16 protein-coding genes, 1 other RNA gene and 2 pseudogenes are annotated in these 20,807 nt (G+C 34.3%); 9 read left to right on the top strand and 10 right to left on the bottom strand.

Annotated elements, in window-relative coordinates; translation table 11 throughout:
* Window positions 1-29: 29 nt before the first annotated feature.
* The gene (locus ABWU45_RS00990; RefSeq protein ID WP_353277993.1) at window positions 30-668 is read right to left on the bottom strand and encodes a hypothetical protein; all 639 of its coding nucleotides are present in this window, start codon (window positions 666-668) and stop codon (window positions 30-32) included.
* Entirely contained in the window at window positions 634-1,830 is a 1,197-nt protein-coding gene (locus tag ABWU45_RS00985) for a hypothetical protein (protein WP_353277991.1), read from the bottom strand. Before ABWU45_RS00985 ends, ABWU45_RS00990 begins: the two co-directional genes overlap by 35 nt.
* Window positions 1,831-2,171: 341 nt before the next feature.
* On the opposite strand from ABWU45_RS00985, the gene ABWU45_RS00980 reads away from it, so the two are divergent.
* The 4 genes and pseudogenes from ABWU45_RS00980 (at window position 2,172) to ABWU45_RS00965 (ending at window position 7,192) form a co-directional block, all read left to right on the top strand.
* Entirely contained in the window at window positions 2,172-3,803 is a 1,632-nt protein-coding gene (locus ABWU45_RS00980) for a recombinase family protein (protein ID WP_353278055.1), read from the top strand.
* Window positions 3,721-5,195, top strand: a pseudogene (locus ABWU45_RS00975) (YifB family Mg chelatase-like AAA ATPase). Before ABWU45_RS00980 ends, ABWU45_RS00975 begins: the two are co-directional and overlap by 83 nt.
* Before the next feature lie 79 nt (window positions 5,196-5,274).
* The gene (locus ABWU45_RS00970; protein ID WP_353278056.1) at window positions 5,275-5,778 is read left to right on the top strand and encodes a hypothetical protein; all 504 of its coding nucleotides are present in this window, start codon (window positions 5,275-5,277) and stop codon (window positions 5,776-5,778) included.
* 136 nt (window positions 5,779-5,914) lie between these two features.
* Window positions 5,915-7,192: an IS4 family transposase gene (locus tag ABWU45_RS00965; RefSeq protein ID WP_353277926.1), complete on the top strand. Its 1,278-nt coding sequence runs from the start codon at window positions 5,915-5,917 to the stop codon at window positions 7,190-7,192.
* A 197-nt stretch (window positions 7,193-7,389) separates the two neighbouring features.
* On the opposite strand, the pseudogene ABWU45_RS00960 reads toward ABWU45_RS00965, so the two are convergent.
* Together ABWU45_RS00960 and ABWU45_RS00955 are read right to left on the bottom strand one after the other, a co-directional pair.
* Window positions 7,390-7,929, bottom strand: a pseudogene (locus ABWU45_RS00960) (IS4 family transposase); the annotation flags it as partial.
* Between the two features lie 219 nt (window positions 7,930-8,148).
* Complete coding sequence (locus ABWU45_RS00955) at window positions 8,149-8,721, bottom strand: hypothetical protein (RefSeq protein ID WP_353278675.1); 573 nt, start codon at window positions 8,719-8,721, stop codon at window positions 8,149-8,151.
* A gap of 136 nt (window positions 8,722-8,857) precedes the next feature.
* Here ABWU45_RS00955 and ABWU45_RS00950 point away from each other — a divergent pair, with 136 nt between their 5' ends.
* Window positions 8,858-9,466: a superoxide dismutase gene (locus tag ABWU45_RS00950; RefSeq protein WP_353278674.1), complete on the top strand. Its 609-nt coding sequence runs from the start codon at window positions 8,858-8,860 to the stop codon at window positions 9,464-9,466.
* Between the two features lies 1 nt (window position 9,467).
* Window positions 9,468-10,742: a M16 family metallopeptidase gene (locus tag ABWU45_RS00945; RefSeq protein WP_353278673.1), complete on the top strand. Its 1,275-nt coding sequence runs from the start codon at window positions 9,468-9,470 to the stop codon at window positions 10,740-10,742.
* On the opposite strand, the gene ABWU45_RS00940 is transcribed toward ABWU45_RS00945, so the two are convergent.
* The 4 genes from ABWU45_RS00940 to ABWU45_RS00925 all read right to left on the bottom strand — a co-directional run bounded on the left by ABWU45_RS00940 (window position 10,739) and on the right by ABWU45_RS00925 (window position 15,043).
* Window positions 10,739-11,056: a hypothetical protein gene (locus tag ABWU45_RS00940; protein ID WP_010402415.1), complete on the bottom strand. Its 318-nt coding sequence runs from the start codon at window positions 11,054-11,056 to the stop codon at window positions 10,739-10,741. The two genes, ABWU45_RS00945 and ABWU45_RS00940, sit on opposite strands and share 4 nt — an antisense overlap.
* 104 nt (window positions 11,057-11,160) lie before the next feature.
* Window positions 11,161-12,372, bottom strand: coding sequence for a tRNA guanosine(34) transglycosylase Tgt (gene tgt / locus ABWU45_RS00935; protein ID WP_353278671.1), 1,212 nt, complete (start codon window positions 12,370-12,372; stop codon window positions 11,161-11,163).
* Window positions 12,373-12,873: an NADH-quinone oxidoreductase subunit NuoE gene (gene nuoE, locus ABWU45_RS00930; protein ID WP_010402402.1), complete on the bottom strand. Its 501-nt coding sequence runs from the start codon at window positions 12,871-12,873 to the stop codon at window positions 12,373-12,375.
* A gap of 97 nt (window positions 12,874-12,970) precedes the next feature.
* Window positions 12,971-15,043: an ankyrin repeat domain-containing protein gene (locus ABWU45_RS00925; protein ID WP_341810955.1), complete on the bottom strand. Its 2,073-nt coding sequence runs from the start codon at window positions 15,041-15,043 to the stop codon at window positions 12,971-12,973.
* A 576-nt stretch (window positions 15,044-15,619) separates the two neighbouring features.
* Here ABWU45_RS00925 and ABWU45_RS00920 point away from each other — a divergent pair.
* Complete coding sequence (locus tag ABWU45_RS00920) at window positions 15,620-17,866, top strand: hypothetical protein (protein ID WP_353278669.1); 2,247 nt, start codon at window positions 15,620-15,622, stop codon at window positions 17,864-17,866.
* Window positions 17,867-18,023: 157 nt separating this feature from the next.
* Window positions 18,024-18,373, top strand: an RNA gene (gene rnpB, locus ABWU45_RS00915) — RNase P RNA component class A.
* Here rnpB and ABWU45_RS00910 read toward each other — a convergent pair.
* A complete protein-coding gene (locus ABWU45_RS00910) occupies window positions 18,362-18,502 on the bottom strand; it encodes a hypothetical protein (protein WP_353278668.1) in 141 nt (46 codons plus the stop codon). The genes rnpB and ABWU45_RS00910 overlap by 12 nt on opposite strands.
* Window positions 18,503-18,724: 222 nt before the next feature.
* Window positions 18,725-19,495, bottom strand: coding sequence for a response regulator transcription factor (locus ABWU45_RS00905; protein WP_264682989.1), 771 nt, complete (start codon window positions 19,493-19,495; stop codon window positions 18,725-18,727).
* Window positions 19,496-19,818: 323 nt separating this feature from the next.
* On the opposite strand from ABWU45_RS00905, the gene ABWU45_RS00900 reads away from it, so the two are divergent.
* Window positions 19,819-20,796, top strand: a complete 978-nt coding sequence (locus tag ABWU45_RS00900; RefSeq protein ID WP_064085646.1) for an NAD(P)H-dependent glycerol-3-phosphate dehydrogenase — start codon at window positions 19,819-19,821, stop codon at window positions 20,794-20,796.
* Window positions 20,797-20,807: the final 11 nt, after the last annotated feature.

Genomic DNA, 20,807 nt, shown 5'->3' with positions numbered 1-20,807 from the left:
TACCTTATTATTCTATCTCTTTCATACCTTTATTTCCTTAACTTGACGCGTATGATCTCAGTTACAGTCTTAAGCTGACAAAACAGTTTCACCATTGGCACTACATATAGATTCAGTAATAGATTTGGTATATCTTTTTTTAGAGTGATGAGAACTGTAGGGTGGACTCTAAGTTTATCTATAGTTAAAAATATCGCATCAGTACAAAAATCAAGGATTATTAGATTTACAATACGACCTTGATTACAAATATAATAAACTCCTTGTTCCACTTTTTCCCACATAAGTCTTGAATCATTCAACTTTGTTTCAAACCAGTCTATGACCTTTTCTGTATTTAAGTATATGGATAAGAGATGAAATCTCTGTTTTTGATAAGTGTTAGGTAAAATATGACGAGAACAGTTTTCACAAATAGCGTCATCACATGCTTCATCAAAGTCTGAATCAATAAAAATCTCATTACTACAACTTGGATCAACTACATTTGGCCAATCAAGACGATCTTCCTCACGAGAACAAACAATATAATACCTTTCTTGAATTTTTATCCATCCAAGATCAAATAAGTATCTTGCTGCTTTAATATGATTTTGGCTTGGATTTACCCAAGAACTATTTGAACTTAAAAGATCAGCAATTTGCTCGTGAAAGAATTTTAAGACCATAAGATTGTTCCATATGTTTCTTCAGGTCCTCTCTTTCTTTTTTATTGAGTGGATGCTCTGAATAATAAACTTCCCCACTTATTTTGAAAGAAAATGTTACCTTTTTGTTTTGGAACATTACTTTAGCTGATTGAATAGATTGTAGTATGTTGCCAATAGCTGGCTTTAAAATATGTAACTCTGGTGCAATAGGATCATATGGCTTTACACTCAAAGTAAGATATGTATTACTATTTTTAAAATAATCTGACTTAAAATTTAACTCAAATATACAAATGTCAGAGTCAGAACCATCTATACATGCTTGAAGAAATTTGTGCACTTGTAATGGAAAGTTCTTATCTTGTATACTTACAAAAGTACATTCGCAGTCAAAATACCCACTTACAATGCTATTTGCTATTTCCACAGCCTTGTTAGTATTTTTAGCACAGAGATTAACCTGAGTGCCATCAAGAGAAAAGTCTAAAATCATCCACTCAGGTTTATGACCATGAACAACTTTGTTTGAATTAAGCAGTAAATCCATGTCACTTCCTCGACGTACAAACATATATATTCGATCTTGATGATGGAAAAAACCCTGCAACTGGTCATCATCCTTAAGTATCTGCTCTACGGCTTCTCGTGACATAAATTCCTTAAATGAAGTATGTATTTGTCTTGGTGATTTCTGTAAAGCAAATGATACGAAACCTTTCTTTTGTACTTTATCAAAGTGATAGACAGATTTTAGAAGTTCACAATTTATGTGAAATAGTAAAAACAATAAGGATCTTTTATCATACTTGGTATTGTTTTTTACCAGGTACGATCTCATTAACTTCTCAGTCAGAGCAAATCTTGCTACTTCACTAACTGTAGCCTCAAGTTTTGTACGATCAAAGTAGCTAATGAGATAATAGTCAAAAAGAGAGTCAGAGTAACTGGTAAGTATCTTACGTTTTTGTTGAGTGGATCTATCGTCATAATTTCCGTCCTGAAAAAGTTGCCCATTTAAATGATTTTTAAAGCAATGCTGAAAAATGATGCTAAGTTGTTTACCAGAAAGGGAATCTAACCAAGATTGACGTACATTAGAATCCTGAAAACGTTCTAGTAAGAGGTTAACAGGAACTTCTAAATCACTCTCCCAGAATTCATTACTTGGATAAACATTCATGATACTTTAAATAAGCTATATCATATATAATATGATAATTTAAGCAAAGATTTTTTGGACATAATTTTTTCAAATCTTGTATATTTATTAGGGAGAATTTGTGTGAACTAGACAGCTACCTTGAATAAGGTATCCATTGGTTTAGTCTAAAATGGTAAAAGTTTTCTTTTAGCTGTTGATAAGAATTCTCCCAACCTATTAGAAAATTCACAGGAAGAAAAACATGCAAAAAGGGGATTTAACTATTTATTGCCGTTATGAACCTCATAGGTTAGCGGGTACATATTTGGCAGATGCTTATGAACAATTATTGAAATATAGAACTAAGGAGGTGAAAGAAAATGACAACGGTAAGCTTGTATGCAAGAGTTTCATCAAGACAACAAGCACAAGAGAATACGATAGAGAGTCAGATTGTAGAATTGGAGCGTCGCATTAGTAGCGATGAACATGAGTTATTAGATGAGCATAGGTTCATCGATAATGGCTACAGTGGATCAAACTTAGAACGTCCTGGCTTAGAGAGTTTACGTGATAGAGTAGCAGAAGGTAAGATTGATAAGATATACATTCATTCACCTGATCGGCTATCACGGAAATTTTCATATCAAATGATCTTACTCGAAGAGTTTAAAAAGGCTGGATCTGAAATAGTATTTTTGAATCATAAGTTTGATGATAATCCTGATTCCCATTTATTTCTACAGATTCAGGGAGCAATAGCAGAGTATGAACGTGCAAAGATTATGGAACGAAACCGTAGAGGTAAACTTCATGCGGCCAAAGCTGGGTGTATAAGTGTGATGGGTAGGGCGCCTTACGGTTATCGCTACATAGCAAAACACGTAGGTGAAGGAAGTGCTAAATTTGAGGTTGATGAAGAAGAGGCAAATATAGTGCGTAAAATATTTAGTTGGGTTGGCCAAGAAAGAGCAAGTATAGGAGAAGTTGTACATGAACTGAATAAGATACCGGTAATAACACGAACAGGAAAAAGGTATTGGAAAAGGAGCACTATTTGGAACATGTTAAAAAATCCTGCTTATATAGGACAAGCAGCTTATGGTAAAACTAGGACATGCTCAAAACCACAAGTAAAAAAGTCAAAAAAAGGAACTTGTGGTAAACTTAAAAGTGGTCGCTTTAACAGTGATAAAGAGAACTGGACTTATATTCCAGTACCAAAAATAATCAATGAAAATTTATTTGATTCAGTGCAAACACAATTAGCTGAAAATAGACAAAGAGCAAGAGTACGACAAAGAAGAGAAACATATTTATTGCAAGGTTTAATGGTATGTCAACGTTGTCAATATACTTATTGTGGTACAAACCACGTTCATAAAAAGTCGACATATTATTACTATCGTTGCTCTGGTACAAACTCTAGCAAATTCAATGGCAATAAAATCTGCGATAATAAATCAATACGCACTGATGTATTAGATGGAGTGATATGGGAAGAAGTCAAGAGTATCTTGAAAAAGCCAGATAGGATTGCAAATGAATATCAACGTAGATTATCAGAGAACAAAAAACCTTTACATAATCAAACACGTGAAAAGCAAGAAAGTAAGCTAAGATTAAGTATCAAAAAATTTATTGATAGCTATGCCAAAGGGTTTATAAGCCAAGAAGAATTTGAACCAAGAATCACAACAATGAAACAGCATTTGAAAGAAATTGAAGAAGAGAAAGAAAGAACGATTGATCAAAAAAAACTACAACAAGAATTGAGCCTTGTTACAGATAGCTTGAAAAACTTTTCCTCAAGCGTTGAGTCAAAGCTTGATCAAGTGGATTGGCAGACTAAACAAAATATTATTAGAATGTTGATTCATCAAATTGAAATCAATCACAATCACTTGTATATAGTATTTCGCATAAAAAATCTTGCACATTTTGATCAAAATAGCCATAATAGAATTATGCAATGTTGTACTAGTAGTCAATATTGTTGGACTGCCGGATAAAACTGTTGCAGAATCCAGAGAGCGCATCAGAGCAGCGTTAAATTCAATCAATCTTCTGTTACCTCCAAAAAGGATTACGGTTAATCTTTCCCCTGCGGATTTGCTTAAAGAAGGTAGTCATTATGACTTAGCTATTGCTGTTGGATTACTTGTTGTAATGAATGTGATACCAGTTGAAAAAGTTCAGTCTTATATAATTATGGGCGAGCTTGCACTAGACAGCAGAGTCATACCAATCTCAGGAGTACTTCCAACAGCAATCAGTGCAAAACAGGTAAATAAAGGAGTAATTTGCCCAAGGGGAAATGGAGTACTTTATGGGTAAAGAATGTTTCTATTCTGGCTATAGAGAAATTAACCGATATTATCAGACATTTTAAGGGTGAGCAGTTAATTCAGCCGGTAACTTTTAACTATAGCGCTGCACCCAAAGAAAAAAATTCAGTTCCAGATATAAAGGATATTAAAGGTCAAGTTGTTGCAAAAAGAGCAGCTGAAATTGCAGCAGCAGGTGGACACAATATGCTTCTTGTTGGACCTCCTGGTACTGGAAAATCAATGCTTGCTAAGCGATTTATAGGGCTATTACCCGATTTGACTGAACAAGAGATGATTGATGTTAATATTATCTCTAGCATAACAAAAGCCGGTAACGAAACATTTAAAGTAACTCGTCCCTTTCGTGAACCTCATCACTCATGCTCGATGTCAGCGATGATAGGAGGAGGGAAAAATGCAAAGCCTGGGGAAATCACCATGGCTCACAATGGTGTGTTATTTCTTGATGAGCTACCTGAATTTCCAAGGCTTGTGCTTGATTCTCTACGTCAACCACTTGAAGATAGAAAAGTTACTATTGCACGTGCAAATGCTCACATTACTTATCCAGCTAATTTTCAACTTATAGCTGCAATGAATCCCTGCAGGTGCGGTTACTTAGGTGATGCAAGTAGATCGTGCAACAAAGCTCCAAAATGCGGCACAGATTATAGAAATAAAATATCAGGACCTTTGCTTGATAGAATAGACATATGCATTGAAATGCCAAACGTTAGCATACTTTCTCCTGAAATCTCTGTGGAGGGAGAAAGTACCGAGGTTATAAGAGGAAGGGTGATAGCAGCGAGAAAAATTCAAACTGAGCGTTATAGTAAATTTAATATTCGTTGCAATGCAGAAGTCAGTGGTGAAGCATTAAATAAATTCACTGAACCAGATCAGGAAGGGTTAGAATTGCTAAAATACGTACTGAAAGAAAATTACATTTCCAATCGAGGCTATACACGTGTATTAAGAGTCGCAAGAACCATTGCAGATCTTGCGAAAAGTGAAGAGGTAAAGAAAGCACACATTGCAGAAGCGCTGAATTACAGAATAAGAATGTATAAATAAATTAATTTACTTGACAGGTAACTCTTTTTTGCCACATACTATCCCCTTAGTGAAATTTTAATATTTTAGGAGTATAGTTATGCCGATAGTAGAAAAAATCAAAAGTAAAGCTCAAGACGTTTATGGTAAGGGTCGTGATTTTGTAAAAGAACATCCGTATAAAACAGCTGCTACTTTTGCAGCAATTGCAGCAGTAGCTTCGCTTACGGCTGCTTATTTCTTAAGTCCAGCTTATGCAACTTTTGTTGGTACAGTTGGAACAAAGGCTGCAACACTTGTTAGTCCTGCTATTACTGCAATGTCTGCATTTGCAGTTGCTCATCCACTTGTTGCTAGTTTGGTAGTTCTTGCTGCATTAGCAGCTTTAATAACTGCACCTGTGTATGCATATAAAAACAGTAATAAGGCAAGTCAAATTGAGGAAGTAAAGCAAAGTGTACTTAATGCTTGTGAAAAAAATAGTGATGGTAATCCTATAATGAGTAATGAGGGTAATCTAACACTTGTTAGTAATAAAGATCCATCAACAATATTGAACGAAGTTGCGAAAGCAGTTAGATTGGTAACAGCACCAGCAAGATAAGTAATTTCAACAAAGAAAAAGGGATAGGCTTCTATCACTGCCATTAAGTTAAGGAAAAGTGATGAACTGTATTATAAAATCAGGTAAGATTCACAAATTAAAAGAAGTAATGACATGAGTAAAAAAAAGAATAATCATGTTTATAAAAAATAAATTGATGAGTTTAAACTTTATAAACGCACACAGAGCATCCTCAAAAGACTTCTCACGAAAAAGAAAGCTGCCCTTCGTTAATGTATTTCTCCTGATTTTTAGAAAGAGTGTAAAGTCATTACAAGTGATGCTTAATGAGTTTGTTCTGCATACAAGAAAAGATTATACAATTACGGCAAGTGCATTTACTCAAGCAAGAAAGAAGCTAAAACATACTGCGTTTTCAGAGTTAAATGATGATATAGTTTCCCTATACTACCAAGATCAGGAATTTAAAACCCACCATGGCTTCAGAGTACTTGCATTTGATGCTTCAATACTGATTCTGCCAAAGAGCGACAAAATAATAGGTGAGTTTAGCTCAAGAGCAGTATGGAATGGAATCCAGAGATTTGAAGACTATACAAGTGCAACCTTTGAAGTTTGCTACGATATGCTAAATAATATTGCAATAAAATCTGTGCTAAGTAGAGGTGACAGCTATGAGGTTGATTTAGCAATCGGTATGCTTGAATCCATAAAATCAGACGATTTGTTAATCTGTGATAGAGGATACGTATCTTATCGATTTCTTGCTGAGCTTACAGGAAGGAAAATCAATTATATAATTCGCTGTTCAAGTTCGTCTTTCAATGAAATAAACGCTATGTTTAAGCCGGAAAGCCCATCTAGTACGGTGGTAGTGTCTACCGCACCTATTAAAGTAGCAAGACAGCTACGAAAGCTAGGATTACCTGATGAGATGAAATTCAGGTTAGTCAAAATAATACTTTCTTCTGGCGAAGTTGAAGTGTTAGTAACATCTCTGTTAGATGAGAAACGTTTTACAGTTGAAGAGTTTGAGAGATTATATTACTTGCGCTGGGGAGTAGAAACATTTTTTTCTAGGCTGAAGGGAAGATTAAATTTAGAGAATTTCACAGGAAAAAGTATTGAAACTATCAAGCAGGATTTTTGGTCAACTATCTTCATCAGTAATCTAGAAAGTATCATGATAGAAGATGATGAAGAGACATTGAGCTCACAGAATAGTAAACTAAAAAAAAGCATCAATAAATCTGTCTCATTTAATGCGATTAAAAACTTAGCCTTTGATATTTTTTCTACAGAGTCAGACATAGACTGCATTATGGATCGACTATCACAGTTATTTTTGATGAACACTTTAGTGGTGAGAAAAGGGAGAAGAGTTGATCGTCATAAGATATCTGATATTCGTTCACTCAACTACCAGAAAAGAGCTAGAAAACATGTGTTTTAAATTCAAGATATCTTTTCAGTATCATTGCATTAGTACATTCTTTGCAAAATAACCTGCAATTATTACTTTTTTAAATAACTTGCACTTTTCAGACTCCCTTTTCTTAAAAATTCACCCTAGTATTTACCATAATTATCAATCACTTCAAATTTTTTGTCCAATCTTAACTTCTCTTTCCCTTAACTTAATGGCAGTGGGTCTGATCTTACCCCCTCCGTTAAATTAAGTTGGTCTATTATCTGATTCATGTAGTCGAAAACTAATTGTAACTTTATTCCATACTTAGTATTGCTTTCATAGCCACTGTAGCTAGTACCATAACCTTTATACATCTCTTCCATACTGTTAGGTAGAGTAATATAGCTACTGTCCAATAATTTAACACTATTAAATTGCTGTAAGATTTTGCAATCAACTTGCAAGATATTTTTAAAGAGAATCACAGATTCATTATACATCCTTTTCATAAATTCCACTGCTTCTTCAGTAAATCTAAAATCCAAACCTTGTTTTGTTATATCTATCGAGTCCTCGTTTAGTAATTGACACATTGTTTCTACGCTACAATTATCAACTCCTATATTACCCAAGACCATGGCTTTTACGAATGATGAACCTTTTAGCTTTCTCTTTCTTTTTATAAACCTTGTTGTAATTGAGATTTTCTCTGCTTTTTCATTAAAAAATTCTTTGAGCTTTTTTGATAAGCTAGTTATTTTATTCATTGGTTCTCTCACTAAAAGTATATCTGGGAGAACTTATACCTTATTATTCTATCTCTTTCATACCTTTATTTCCTTAACTTGACGCGTATGGTTTATTTAACACTCCCCAACATTCTATCGGGATGCCAGTGTCAGCTACTTGCATGACATCCTCTTGCTTCTATAGGTGTCTTTATCTCGTCTACTTTATTTTGCCACACAGATACAATGGTTTCACATGCACTTGGTAGGCTATCTATTTTGACAAAGAAGGACTACCAACACCTTCAGCGTTTGCATCACTTTAAACTTACTTGCTACTTTATCAATAGTCCAAACGAGTGGCGTAACAACGAGCGCAGCAGCCCAAATGACAGCACTAACAGCATAACTCAAAACTGTGTTAACAAATGTAGCTAATGCATTACTATGGTCCCACGCCTTTTTTGACAACATGGATGAATAATCTATCAATGATTCTGTATTATCTTTAAGATCACCAAATCTATCTGTTATTTTTGTTAACCCTTTCGCTGGCCAATATGATAAATATGCCAATGCCAGATATAAAGTTTGTAGAACTACATGAGTTAATGCCCAAACAGCAGTACAAATTATACCTAAACTTCCATTTTTCCTACCACCTAAACAAACTTGACTAGATTTAACACCAGAAACTGCATCCTTCACTGGCCCAATAACACTATTAATATAATGAACGGATTTATAGAAACTATTTTGTGGAACTTCGTTACCTCGGACGCTTTTGGTAGGAACAATTCCATATTTAGCATATCTATTAAAATTCTTAAATAAACTTGACATATTACCCCTCTAAAAATAAAAACATAATTATCTTACCAATATAGCTTGTTTTAGAATAAATGCAATCACTACCTAACTAAATTATCTGTTGCGCAAAAGCACATATTACCATACCATCGAAAATAAAGAGGTCAGCATGAGTTTTACTTTACCTGAGTTGCCATATGATAAAGCAGCTTTAGAACCTTATATATCTGCAAAGACATTGGATTTTCATTATGACAAGCACCATAAGGGATATTTAAATAAACTCAACGAACTGGTTGAAAACACAGATTATCAACATATGGAAATTGAGGAATTAGTAACGAAAGTTCATGGAAATAATAATACAGTTCCTATTTTTAACAATGCAGCACAAGTTTGGAATCACACTTTTTATTGGAATTCAATGAAAAAAAATGGTGGTGGTGAGCCTAAAGATGATGGTCTTCTAGCAAAAAAAATTCAAGATGATATTGGTGGCTTTGACAAATTTTGTGAAGAATTTTCAAATTATGGAGTAAGCCAATTTGGCAGTGGATGGGTGTGGTTAGTGCTTGAAAAAGGAAAACTCAAAATCACTAAAACTCCAAATGCGGATCTACCGCTAATTTATGGCCAGGTGCCACTACTTACTATGGATGTATGGGAGCATGCATACTATTTGGATTGCCAAAATCGCAGAATTGACTACATAAAAGTTTTTCTTGATCATTTGATCAATTGGGATTTTGTAGAAGAGAATTTAAAGAAGAATATATAAGATGAATATACCACAAGTAACAAAACTAGATAATGGTCTGCGCATAATAACTGAGCGAGTGTATGAAGTTGATTCCGTAGCTTTAAATATACGAGTTGGTGTTGGCAGTAGAGCTGAAAGTGCAAGTCAAAATGGAATATCTCATTTCCTAGAGCACATGGCTTTCAAAGGAACAAAGACAAGAACTGCTTTTGAAATTGCAAAAGCTTTTGACGACATAGGTGGAGCCTTCAATGCCTGCACCGGTAGAGAAAGCACCAGTTATTACGCAAAGGTTCTTAAAAAAGATATAAAAACTGGCATTTATATATTAATAGATATATTAATGAATTCTACATTTCCAGAGGATGAATTGGAACGCGAAAAGGGTGTTGTAATACAAGAGATTTTTCAAACTAATGATTCACCGAGCGATATCATTTTTGATAAGTATTTTGAAGCAGCTTATAAAGATCAACCATTTGGTAGGTCAATCTTGGGTACGCAAGATACTGTCAAATCTTTTACTCGAGCTAATCTAGATAACTACATAAATGAGCATTACTTTGGCGAGAACATTATATTTGCTGTTGCAGGAAATGTTGAACATGAGGAAGTTGTTCAATTAATCAAAGACTTTCTCTCAAAGATTCATTCAAGAGAGCTGAAAAAAAGCGAGAATGCAAGTTATACCGGTGGTGAGTATTTAGAACATCGTAAATTAGATCAAGTACATTTATTAATTGGTCTACCTAGTGTTTCTCGTGATGATAATAGATATCACACATTCAAAGTTCTTGATGCCATACTGGGAAGCGGAATGTCATCACGCCTATTCCAGGAAGTAAGAGAAAAGCAGGGGCTTGCTTACTCCATTTACTCATTTAACTCTAGTTATGCTGATACAGGAATGCTTTCGATTTTTGCTGGTACAGATAGCAGTAATCTAGATAAGCTTTTGAAAGCCATAACGACAGAGTTGAAGAAATTGTCCACAGACGATCTGAAGGAAGAAGAAGTAAATAGAGTAAAAGAGCGAGTAAAATCCCAAATTTTAATGTCACGCGAAAGTGTTAGCTCGCGTGCTGAAACGTTAGGACACTACTACGGTAACTATAATAAATACATCAGTAAAAATGAATTAATAGAAAAAATTAGTGCTGTTACTATTTACGATATAAAAAAAGCAGCAGAAGAATTGCTATCTCAGCATGAAAGAATTACTTTAGCTGCGATTGGAGAAATCAAGTCACTGCCAAGTTACGATAAAGTGGTTTCTATGCTTAGTGTACTTTAATTATGTTGCTTATGCTCACTAAAAAGTTCAATGAATGGTTGCAAAATCCTTTCTATAAAAAGTTTGCTCTCTGGTTCATCGCATATACCACTAATCATTTTATTGAAAGTTTTTTCGCTGTTTTGTAAAAATAAATAGCTTTCTACTGATTGCACAATAGACAAGGCAGTTAAAATTCCTCCTATCACTAAACAAGAAGCTATAGCAGGTACAGTACCCACTGCAATTCCAGTTGCGATTAATGATAAACCAGCTAAGAGTGTAAAGGCTGAAACGCAAAACGCTATTTGATGTTTTTCTTTATTTTTAACCATAAATGCCTCACAAAAATTATATTTCTAGTATATCCGTATATATAATGTACTGTCAAGTTTTTAAAGAAGATTAAAAAATGCAACGCACATGTGCAAAATATGAACTAGGTATATAATTCACAATGCAGCGGTATTTCACTAATCCAATTATTTTTTTCCTGATCTAGCCTATCATTCAATATTGCTTGTCTTATTGATTCCATCAACTTATTCATGAAGAAAACATTGTGAATGGTAACGAGTGTATAAGCCAGCAACTCTTTAGCTTTCAGTAGATGGTGTATATAAGCTCTTGAATGTTTTCTGCAGGTAAAACACAAACAGTCATTTTCAATTGGGTTATCATCTAGTTCGAATCGTTGATTTCGCAAATTAATATGCTCTTTGCACTTTGAAGAAATAGAATCTCTATTTTTTACTTTAACAAGCGCGCCACCATGTCTTGCGAGGCGAGTTGGATGCACGCAATCAAATGTATCAACTCCAAGCTCTACTCCACGAAAAATGTCTACAATTCCACCAATACCAAGCAAATGAGTAGGCCTATCTTTTTTTAAATGTTCCATAGTAAAGGAAACTACATCATACATCTGCTCTTTACTTTGACCAAGTGATCCACCTATTGCTTGACCAAAAAATGGCAAATCGTTGATAAAATCACAACTTTCTCTACGCAAATCTTGATACACTCCGCCTTGACTAATTCCATAAAGCACCTGTTTGCCATTATTATTTTTTTCAAATTCATTTAAAGAACGTTCAGCCCATCTATGGCTCATGAGCATCGATTTCCTTGTGTACTCCTTGCTGACGTGAAATGGAGTACATTCATCTAAAACTAAGATTAAATCTGCACCTAATTTTTGTTGAATTTGTATCGACTTTTCAGGAGTTAGACAATAAGTTTTACCATTTATGTAAGAACGAAAAATTGCCCCATCCTCGTTAATTTTGATCAGAGTTTTTTGTTTCTGTCTTACTCCCTTTATCTCTTCTGAAACTGATCCGTGTCCTAAACTAAATATCTGGTATCCACCAGAATCAGTGAGCATTGGCCCACTCCATCCCATCATCTTGTGCAAGCCACCAAGCTTTGCCACAGTAGCCTCTCCCGGTTGGAGCATTAGGTGATAGGTGTTGGAAAGTATTATCTGAGTACCTGCTTCTCTGATTCTCTCGATATCTGCAGCTTTAATAGCAGCTTTGGTTGCACAAAATATAAATGCTGGTGTTTCTATACTTCCATTTGGAGTTTTGATCGTTCCAACTCTTGCAGAACCTGATTGCTTGGTTATCCTAAACGAGAACTTTTCCATCTATTTACTTGAAAGTTCTGCTATGATATTTTCCACTTTTTCAGGAGTGAGGTTTTCATAAAAATCGTTATTGATCTGTACAACAGGGGCATTAACACATGCACCAAGACATTCAACTTCCTTTAAAGTAAATAGATTATCTTTAGTGGTTTCACCGATATTGATTCCAAGCTTCTTTTTAAAGGTACTTAAAACTTCCTCGCTATTGCATAACCAGCAAGGAGTTGTTCTACAAACTTGTATTAGATATTTACCTACTGGCTTTAAATTATACATGGTATAAAAATTTGCCACTTCATACACGCGAATATGTGGAATATGAAGCATGTCAGCAACGTAGCGCATGGCAGATTCAGGAACCCATCCGCATTGTTCTTGTACTAGATACAGTAAAGGCATAACAGCGCTTCCTTCTCTACCTTTAGGATACATCTCTATAGACTTTTTTGCTTTGCTAAGATTGTCTGGTGTAAAACTAAACTGCTCTTCTTTCTCTTTCATCTAATAAGGTTCATGTAAATCTCAACAAATTATACTTGAAGAGTTAACAATTGCAATTAGACTTCTTGCATAATCTAAGACCTACTGTAAACCAAGCTTAGTATAATCCAATTTGACGTACCTTATTATTTTTTTTACTTTGTAATTGATCTACATGAGAAACTTTTTCACCACTTTGTAATCTTTCTCCCTGGAAAATTCCTGCAGGCCTTTCAAAGTACCCACGTTCAATAGCATTGTAAACTGAGTAACCACCAAATAAGCAATTTTTTCCTATTTCTTCTCCACAATCTTTTAATTCTTTCAACCTCTCTTGATCTCTTACTTCTACCTTTATCCAGTTTTTATTTTGCTTATCAGGATATAACCTAACGTCTAACTCTCCCTTAGTGGTAGGGAAAGTCAACACTATATCACTATCGTCCGCAAGATTGGTGTAATTCCTTATACCATTCTTTGTTATAATTGCTACCTCACTTTTACCAATCTTTATTATATCTCTTTCATAGTCTATGTTTCCCTGAGCTCGCCTTAACTCACTAGCTTTTTCTGTGAGCCTTGCAACATTTATTGTGCTATCCTCAGAATATTCTGAATACAAAGTGGTGTTATCCATTTTTGCATTTCTTACCACACCATTAATAACTGCTCCTTTTATAACTTCCATAAAATCTAGAGTGCTATATATATACTCGTAATAAGCTTCTATCATATTCCCTTTGTGCTCTTTAAATTCAGATTCTAGTGTATCAATTACTTTCATATTATCCTTATTATATAACACTGCCCCTATTGATACCAACTTGCATACTATCCTGCTTGCAACTTCAGGATTCTTTCCTAACTCACCAATCCTTTCCATAACACAATCTGTAAAGTTACGCTTCTTATCTTGAGAAAATCGTCTGTTAAATCTTCCTCCTGAGAGAATAGCTTCGTTTACAACTCCTTCCAGTTCATCCATATTTTGAGCTTTAGAAACTTTATCTAAAAATTCTTTTAGCTTTATCTGTCGATTCGGCGGTAAATTACTCCATAAATCCCTAGAACAATACTCCTTCTCATCATAACTTGACCATTGTAAATTGATTGCATCTGCTTTCAAAAGTAATCTTTTTACTTCAAACTTAAGTTGGTTTTTTGCTCTTTCATCAGTACCTGAACGAGCAAAAGAATCAAGATTTTTAGCATGTTGATGCACCTGTAACTCTCCTTCATTACTTCGAAGATTCAAAACCATTCTTAGATCTTGATCATTCCCAAAATCATCTAAGAATTCTTGTAGATCTTCAACAACTGAATCACCTTCTGAGTTGTTTACTATATCCAACAACTTTCTTCTCAAGCCCCCCTGTCTCTTAGTTAAAACGTAACCTGAACCATCTTCGAACCAATCTTTTGTTTCCATTATAGAGCGTAACTTATCACTCAACTTATCTCGCTTATAAGTCACAAAGTACTTTTCAATATGTTCATGATGATTATCACGTGCAACTTGCAGAGGAGTTTTTCCTTGTTTATCACCTTGATCAGAAATAGCTCCTTTCTCTAAGAGTAAAACTACGCCTTCAGAACAACCAACACTAGCAACATGATGCAAAGGCGTTTTTTTTTCATTATCTTCTGCATTAAGGTCAGCTCCCTTTTCTAAGAGAGCAGCTATACTATAAGGTCCAGTAGCATAGTGTAATGGTGTCCTTCCTTTATCATTCTTGATATTAGGGTCAGCTCCTGCTTCTAAAAGCAAACTTACGGCACAATCATATTGTTTTTTTGCCCAAGCCATACTTGATATTATGTGCAATATCGTCAAACTAGACTCTCCCCTTTCACAATTAAGAACAGTTTTTAGATCTTGATTATCTTTATTATTTAATAAAAACTTTTGAAGTTGTCGGTAACTATCTCCTGCACTCAAAGATCTCATTGCACTAAAAATAGATAGCAATTCCTCATCTAACTCTTCTTGACTGTCTGTCAACTCAGTTGTAACAAGCCACGCACACATTAAATTATCAAACGAGCCTTTTGTAGCTTCAGCAATATCTACCAAATGACGCCTATCAGGAAACATGAATAAACTTTTAATCAATTCATATTCATAATCCTGTTGTAGCTCGTTTTCTATTCTACTTTCCTTATTAGAATCTTGCCCAGTAACTTCTGGCATATTTACTCCTCACTTTATAAAACCGAATGTAATTATAACAAATAAAGCTAATGCAAGCTAGCTTTCTACTACTTCTTGTATAGTTATATCACTAACACGTAGCGGGATTATAAACATTAAGAAATTAACTAGATGGAAAAAAGGCAAAAGAATCCCCTAGTAGTGAGTTTTATAATGTAAATTGGCGCCGTAATAATGTGCTAACGCTTATTTTAAGCAGATTTTGGCTGAATGTAGAAAAAATAAAAAAGCCGCTATAATTTTATGTAATTCGCCAATAAATACCCTGAATTTTGTCATTGAGCCTGCAGATCAAAAACAAGTTTTGAATCATAAATACCCTTGATGTCATGGTAAGGGTATTTGGGGGATTTGTAAAGGAATTTCTGTTGTCAACAAGCTGCTAAATTTATTATATGGTTTCAAAGGAAACATATTGTCTATGGGAAATCTGGGTTTATTAGCGTATTATCTTAGAGTACTTAAAAATTAATTTCTTAATTTTAGTTAAAATTTTATTGACGTTACATATAGAAATAATCATAATAGCGTTTTATTAAAATTTTAAATATAATTATGTCTATATTAAGTAGATTGTTTAGAGTTAATACAACTACACTGAAAGTTAAAGAAGCGATAGGTTTTAACCCAGTAAACGTAGGGTTGATTGAAGGAAATGGAGTTACTTATGGACTCAGCTATCAAGATAACGGCAATGGAAGCAGTAGAGTAAAATTACTTATTAGCCCATCATATCAATCAAAAACATACGAGTGTGATACAGGTATCAACGTAGCAAATGAATTCAAGGGCCAATTATCTCCCACACTAATAGAAGATTCAGCTGAAATAGATAAAGTTGGAGTTATCTTTCCTACAGAAGAAACTAACGAAGAAGGAAAAAAATACATAAAAAGTTTAATGTTTAACACTTATAAAATTCAACATTCAACTAATGTTCCCTTAGTTGAATACGTAGGAAAAGTAAAATTATATAAGAACATTGATATAAAGAATCTTGCAAATGAAGACAATAGTTACTTTTTACCAAAAGCAGTAAAAGTTGGTAATGGTAATGTCATTGTAATCGCTCATAACTTAAAGGATCAAGCTTTAGTTTCTTGGTATTTACAATCAGACACAAATGGAAAATTTAGGGCTTTACCTGGAGCAAAACACACCATAGAAAGAAAATTACTCAAATTTGATAATCTAGGACAATTAGTATTGGATGAAAATACGATGCTTTATTCGCAAGTGAGACCAAACGTTCCTGAAAATCAAGAAGTAAGAACAAATATCTTTAAATTCGATATGGCTAAATTAGTTCAGAATCTGAAAGATAGAAAGGGAGCTAATGACTTTTTGCTCAGCAATAAAAATGGTCAAATAAATATAACTTCATCTATTGCCTTTAATCCAGGTGAAATAAATTTTCTACAGTACGTAAAACGAACTGAAGGCGATGATCAGATTGCTTTTCTTGAAAATGATCAATCTTCTAACATGCAAAAGTTACATTTAGCAAGTCTTGTTAATAGTAGATCAAAATCGAACTTTTCTATTTTTGAATGTGAGGATTCTATAGAACAATTGTATGTTAAAGACAATGGCCAGGGGGGTTTTATCGTCACTGCGATAAGTGGAGAAAGTATCATAACTTTTAATAGAGAGAGCTCTGGAAAATCTTCTGAAGCAACGATAATACCGACAAGCAGTATCAAAGCTCTCAGTGATTTTGTTAATATCATTAACGGCCAATTGATGCCTAGTATTATTTCCAGCAGTACTGTGGCTCCTATAACTGTTACAGAGACGGTTGTGACTTCTAAGAAAACGATGACTGCTGCAATTACTAGCACAACAGAAACCGACACTGTAAAGACTACCAAATTAACAACAGAAGCATCAACTATCATTGTACCAACTTCCACAATGAGTAAATCTTCAACAGAGTCAACAACTCAGGCAAGTACAGTAACAGTGGAGTCAACAACAGAAGCATCAACTACCACTGCACCTACTTCTACAACGAGTAGGCCTTCAACAGAGTCAACAATTCAAACAAGTACAGTAACAGTGGGGCCAACAACAGTAGCAAAAACAACTACTACTCCACAAGCGACCACAGTTGCTACAACGTCAACTAGTGCACCGATAGTAACTTCAGAAACTGAGACAAGTACTGTAAAATCTACAGCAGCGACTGTTGAGTCAACTTTTACAGCAAGCAGTACTACGATGAGTAGGCCTTTAACAGAATTAACAACTAAAATAAGTACGGCATCAGAATCAACAACAGTAGCTGAAACTATTGCGACCTCACAAGCGACTATGATTACTACAATGCCAACTAATGTGCCAACAACAAACTCAGAGGCAACTATACAAACAGTGTCCACTATATCAAATACTGGAACAAAGGTAACAACTCCTTTGTTCACTACAACTTTACTTCCTCAAACTACTCTTTCAACACAGCCCACTCAGCTTGCTATAGAGTCTAATAGGGCAGGAATGATAGGTGGGTCTTTGGTTGGAGCGATAATAAGTATTGCTGGAATTGTAGGATTCATAGCATACAAATATGTTAAGGGTCGTAATGCTGCTCTTGTGTTAGAACTAACTAATTTCAATGATAGAAGGCAATCATCTTCAAGTGGCAATAGCGATGAAGAAATTTTTATCGCTAATAACAGAATGAGACATATATCTATGCGAACTATGGATCAATCTGAAACAGTGCTAAACAGTATATCGGTGGAGAGTAGTAGTCGGTCAAGAAGTAGCTCATCGTCTTCAAGCGGTGGACCAGGATCTTGACTGACTGAGCTAGAGTCTAAAAGTGAAAAAAGCTTATCTTGGGATAGCGATGATGTACCGGAATATCACCTTTAGCTATTTGTCTGAATGTTTTTAGTATGTAGACTGTTAGGAAATTTTCTTTTGCTTTTGTGATTTTAATGTTAAAGTATAATTTCTAGGTGAAATAAGTAGCTGCTGTTGTGTGATAAACACAGCAGAGGAAAGTCCGAGCTCCAAGAAAAGGTAGTGACGGGTAACGCCCGCCGGAGGTAACTCCAGTTATAGGGCTACAGAAAATTACCGCCTAAAATATTATTAGGCAAGGGTGAAAAGGTGTGGTAAGAGCGCACCATAACAATGGCAACATTGGTAGTCAAGTAACCAACACTAGGAGCAAGATTAAATAGAAGTAGATTTTATGTTTTTCTCATATCTACTCGGGTAAATCGCATGAAGTAAATGGTAACATTTACTCCAGATAAATAGCTACATAAACAGAACTCGGCTTATATTTCACCTAGGCAATGCATGAATGTCAGCCATACTATGTAAATGTATCAAACATTTCACATATCCTGTACGCTCAATTTGACCACCTATATTCCTTTTACTTCTTGGCTTATCTCTTTTTTTATTTCCTTTTGAACTTAACAAAGCTTTTCCTTTAACTCATCACCCTCTATCTCTACCCTCTATCTCTAAAACCTTATTTTCTTACCTATAACTTTTTAGCTTAGCTTCCAACTTTTCTATTTTTTGCTGCAAGTCTTTGTAAAGTTCTAAAAGACTAACCATGTTACCTCACTTTTACGATTGGTTTTTATCTTATTTCATCTACCTATTTTGTTGCTTCAATGAATGGGTGAATAAAGCATTTCATGCGCTGTCCTTCACTTGTTCTGCTTGATAGTCACTACTGCTTTCGCTTATATTAGCACTAGAGTATTCTTCATCGTCAACATACTCTTTTAGAACATATCCTCTACCCCAAACGGTTTCTATGTGGCTTATTCCATCATTTGCACTTTCAAGTTTTTTACGTAATTTACACATAAAAACATCAACTATTTTGTTGTCTGAAGGTTCGTCCAAGCCATTGTAAAGATGGTTTAAAAACATTTCTTTTGTCAACACTGCTCCTTTACGCAATGCCAGCAATTCTATCATGGAATACTCTTTGTTAGTAAGGTGAACTGTTTTGCCTTTTACCTCAACAATCCTGTGATCAAAATTGATATTCATATTACCAATCTTTATCACTGATTCGGGATGGCCTTTAGTACGTCGGACTATGGCCTTAATTCGAGCTAATAATTCGCTCTTGTGAAATGGCTTGGTTAAGTAATCGTCGGCACCATACCCAAGTCCTTTAGCTTTATGGTTGGCAGCGGAGATACACGAAAGTATTAAAACAGGAACTTTGATTTTTGCACTTCTTAATCTTAACAGTATATCATATCCATCAATATCACCAGGCAGGTGTATATCTAGAATAACTAGATCGTAACAGTCTCCACCCGAGGAAACCATATTATTGTTATAATCTTGTGCAGAAGTAACAACGTCGCAAAAATGTCCATCAGAAGTTAAGGCATTAACTACAGTCCTTGCACTTACTTGATCATCTTCAATTAATAATATACGCATATTTTACACCCCATAAATAATTTATAATTTTAGTAATATATATAACCAAGGAAAGTAACAAATCAAATTTTTATTAATGAATAATAGAAATTACACTTATTAATTAATAGTTAATGTGTCGTTCCAAAATTATACAAATAGATCTAAAATACAATAGATATACTATAATGATACTATTTTTAGTAAATATTGAATAGAAGCTATTTTTATTAAAAGAATACTTAGGTTAATAGATATTTAAACTATTTTATACTTTTATGTTATATTTTTAATTTACTTATTCTACAGTTTTAAATTATAAGTAATACTTTCAGGAATATTGAGTGGTAATATCAGTTTTAGGTGCTGGCGCATGGGGTACAGCAATTGCGATTTCATTAAGTAGTAAGAAAAATGTAATTTTGTGGACTCGCAATAAGGCCATATTTGAATCAATTAAAGAGAAAAGAGAAAGTGACAAGCTACCTGATTGTCCAATTTCTGATAATGTATCAGTAAAATTAGCTATTGAAGATGCAGTTAATGCTTCAGTAATAATTCTAGCTGTTCCCACTCAGTCTCTAAGGGAGATATGTCATCAATTGAATGATTGTAACCTAAAAAAAAATGTAGCAATAATTTTGGCTTGTAAGGGAATAGAAAAATCTACATTAAAATTACCTAGTGAAGTAGTCAATGAAGTTTTACCTAATAATCCTCTTGCTGTTTTTTCTGGTCCTAGCTTTGCTATAGAAGTTGCAAGAAAATTACCATATTCGATGGTTCTTGCATGTCAAAATGAAGTATTAGGTTTAAAATTAGTATCAGAGCTACAGCAAGAAAATATTAAATTGTACCTTAGTAGCGATGTTATAGGAATACAAGTTTGTGCAGCATTAAAGAATGTTTTTGCTATAGCATGTGGGGTTGTTCTAGGTAGGTTTGGGTTTAATGCTCATGCAGCATTAATTACGAAAAGTATGAGTGAAATTAAGGCTTTATACTCAGCAAAAGTTGGTGACGGCAATGTAGATATAAATACACTACTTGGACCAGCATGCTTAGGCGATTTGGTTGTGACATGCACATCATTAAATTCAAGAAATCTATCTTTTGGATCTAAAGTAGCTAATAGTAATGGTTCTAGTGCTCAGCAGATTTTATCAGAAGGTAAGTCGGTAATTGAAGGTTTTAACACTGCTAAGTCTGCATTTGATTTAGCAGAAAAGCTAAAGATAAAAATGCCCATATGTGAAGCGATCTATAGATTGCTATATGAAAATACTTCTATAGAAGATACTATTTCTGTTCTTGTAAATTAGTTTTATATTTC

The organism is Wolbachia endosymbiont (group B) of Longitarsus flavicornis (genome assembly GCF_964028135.1).
Classification (GTDB): Bacteria; Pseudomonadota; Alphaproteobacteria; order Rickettsiales; family Anaplasmataceae; genus Wolbachia.
Note: the sequence above shows the minus strand (reverse complement) of the source record. Positions and strands in the feature narration are given on the sequence as shown.

Bases quoted from the DNA above. Each gene is read 5' to 3' on its own strand.
- ABWU45_RS00990 (WP_353277993.1), bottom strand. From the start codon at position 668: ATGGTCTTAAAATTCTTTCACGAGCAAATTGCTGATCTTTTAAGTTCA.
- ABWU45_RS00985 (WP_353277991.1), bottom strand. From the start codon at position 1,830: ATGAATGTTTATCCAAGTAATGAATTCTGGGAGAGTGATTTAGAAGTT.
- ABWU45_RS00980 (WP_353278055.1), top strand. From the start codon at position 2,172: ATGACAACGGTAAGCTTGTATGCAAGAGTTTCATCAAGACAACAAGCA.
- ABWU45_RS00970 (WP_353278056.1), top strand. From the start codon at position 5,275: ATGCCGATAGTAGAAAAAATCAAAAGTAAAGCTCAAGACGTTTATGGT.
- ABWU45_RS00965 (WP_353277926.1), top strand. From the start codon at position 5,915: ATGTTTATAAAAAATAAATTGATGAGTTTAAACTTTATAAACGCACAC.
- ABWU45_RS00955 (WP_353278675.1), bottom strand. From the start codon at position 8,721: ATGTCAAGTTTATTTAAGAATTTTAATAGATATGCTAAATATGGAATT.
- ABWU45_RS00950 (WP_353278674.1), top strand. From the start codon at position 8,858: ATGAGTTTTACTTTACCTGAGTTGCCATATGATAAAGCAGCTTTAGAA.
- ABWU45_RS00945 (WP_353278673.1), top strand. From the start codon at position 9,468: ATGAATATACCACAAGTAACAAAACTAGATAATGGTCTGCGCATAATA.
- ABWU45_RS00940 (WP_010402415.1), bottom strand. From the start codon at position 11,056: ATGGTTAAAAATAAAGAAAAACATCAAATAGCGTTTTGCGTTTCAGCC.
- tgt (WP_353278671.1), bottom strand. From the start codon at position 12,372: ATGGAAAAGTTCTCGTTTAGGATAACCAAGCAATCAGGTTCTGCAAGA.
- nuoE (WP_010402402.1), bottom strand. From the start codon at position 12,873: ATGAAAGAGAAAGAAGAGCAGTTTAGTTTTACACCAGACAATCTTAGC.
- ABWU45_RS00925 (WP_341810955.1), bottom strand. From the start codon at position 15,043: ATGCCAGAAGTTACTGGGCAAGATTCTAATAAGGAAAGTAGAATAGAA.
- ABWU45_RS00920 (WP_353278669.1), top strand. From the start codon at position 15,620: ATGTCTATATTAAGTAGATTGTTTAGAGTTAATACAACTACACTGAAA.
- ABWU45_RS00905 (WP_264682989.1), bottom strand. From the start codon at position 19,495: ATGCGTATATTATTAATTGAAGATGATCAAGTAAGTGCAAGGACTGTA.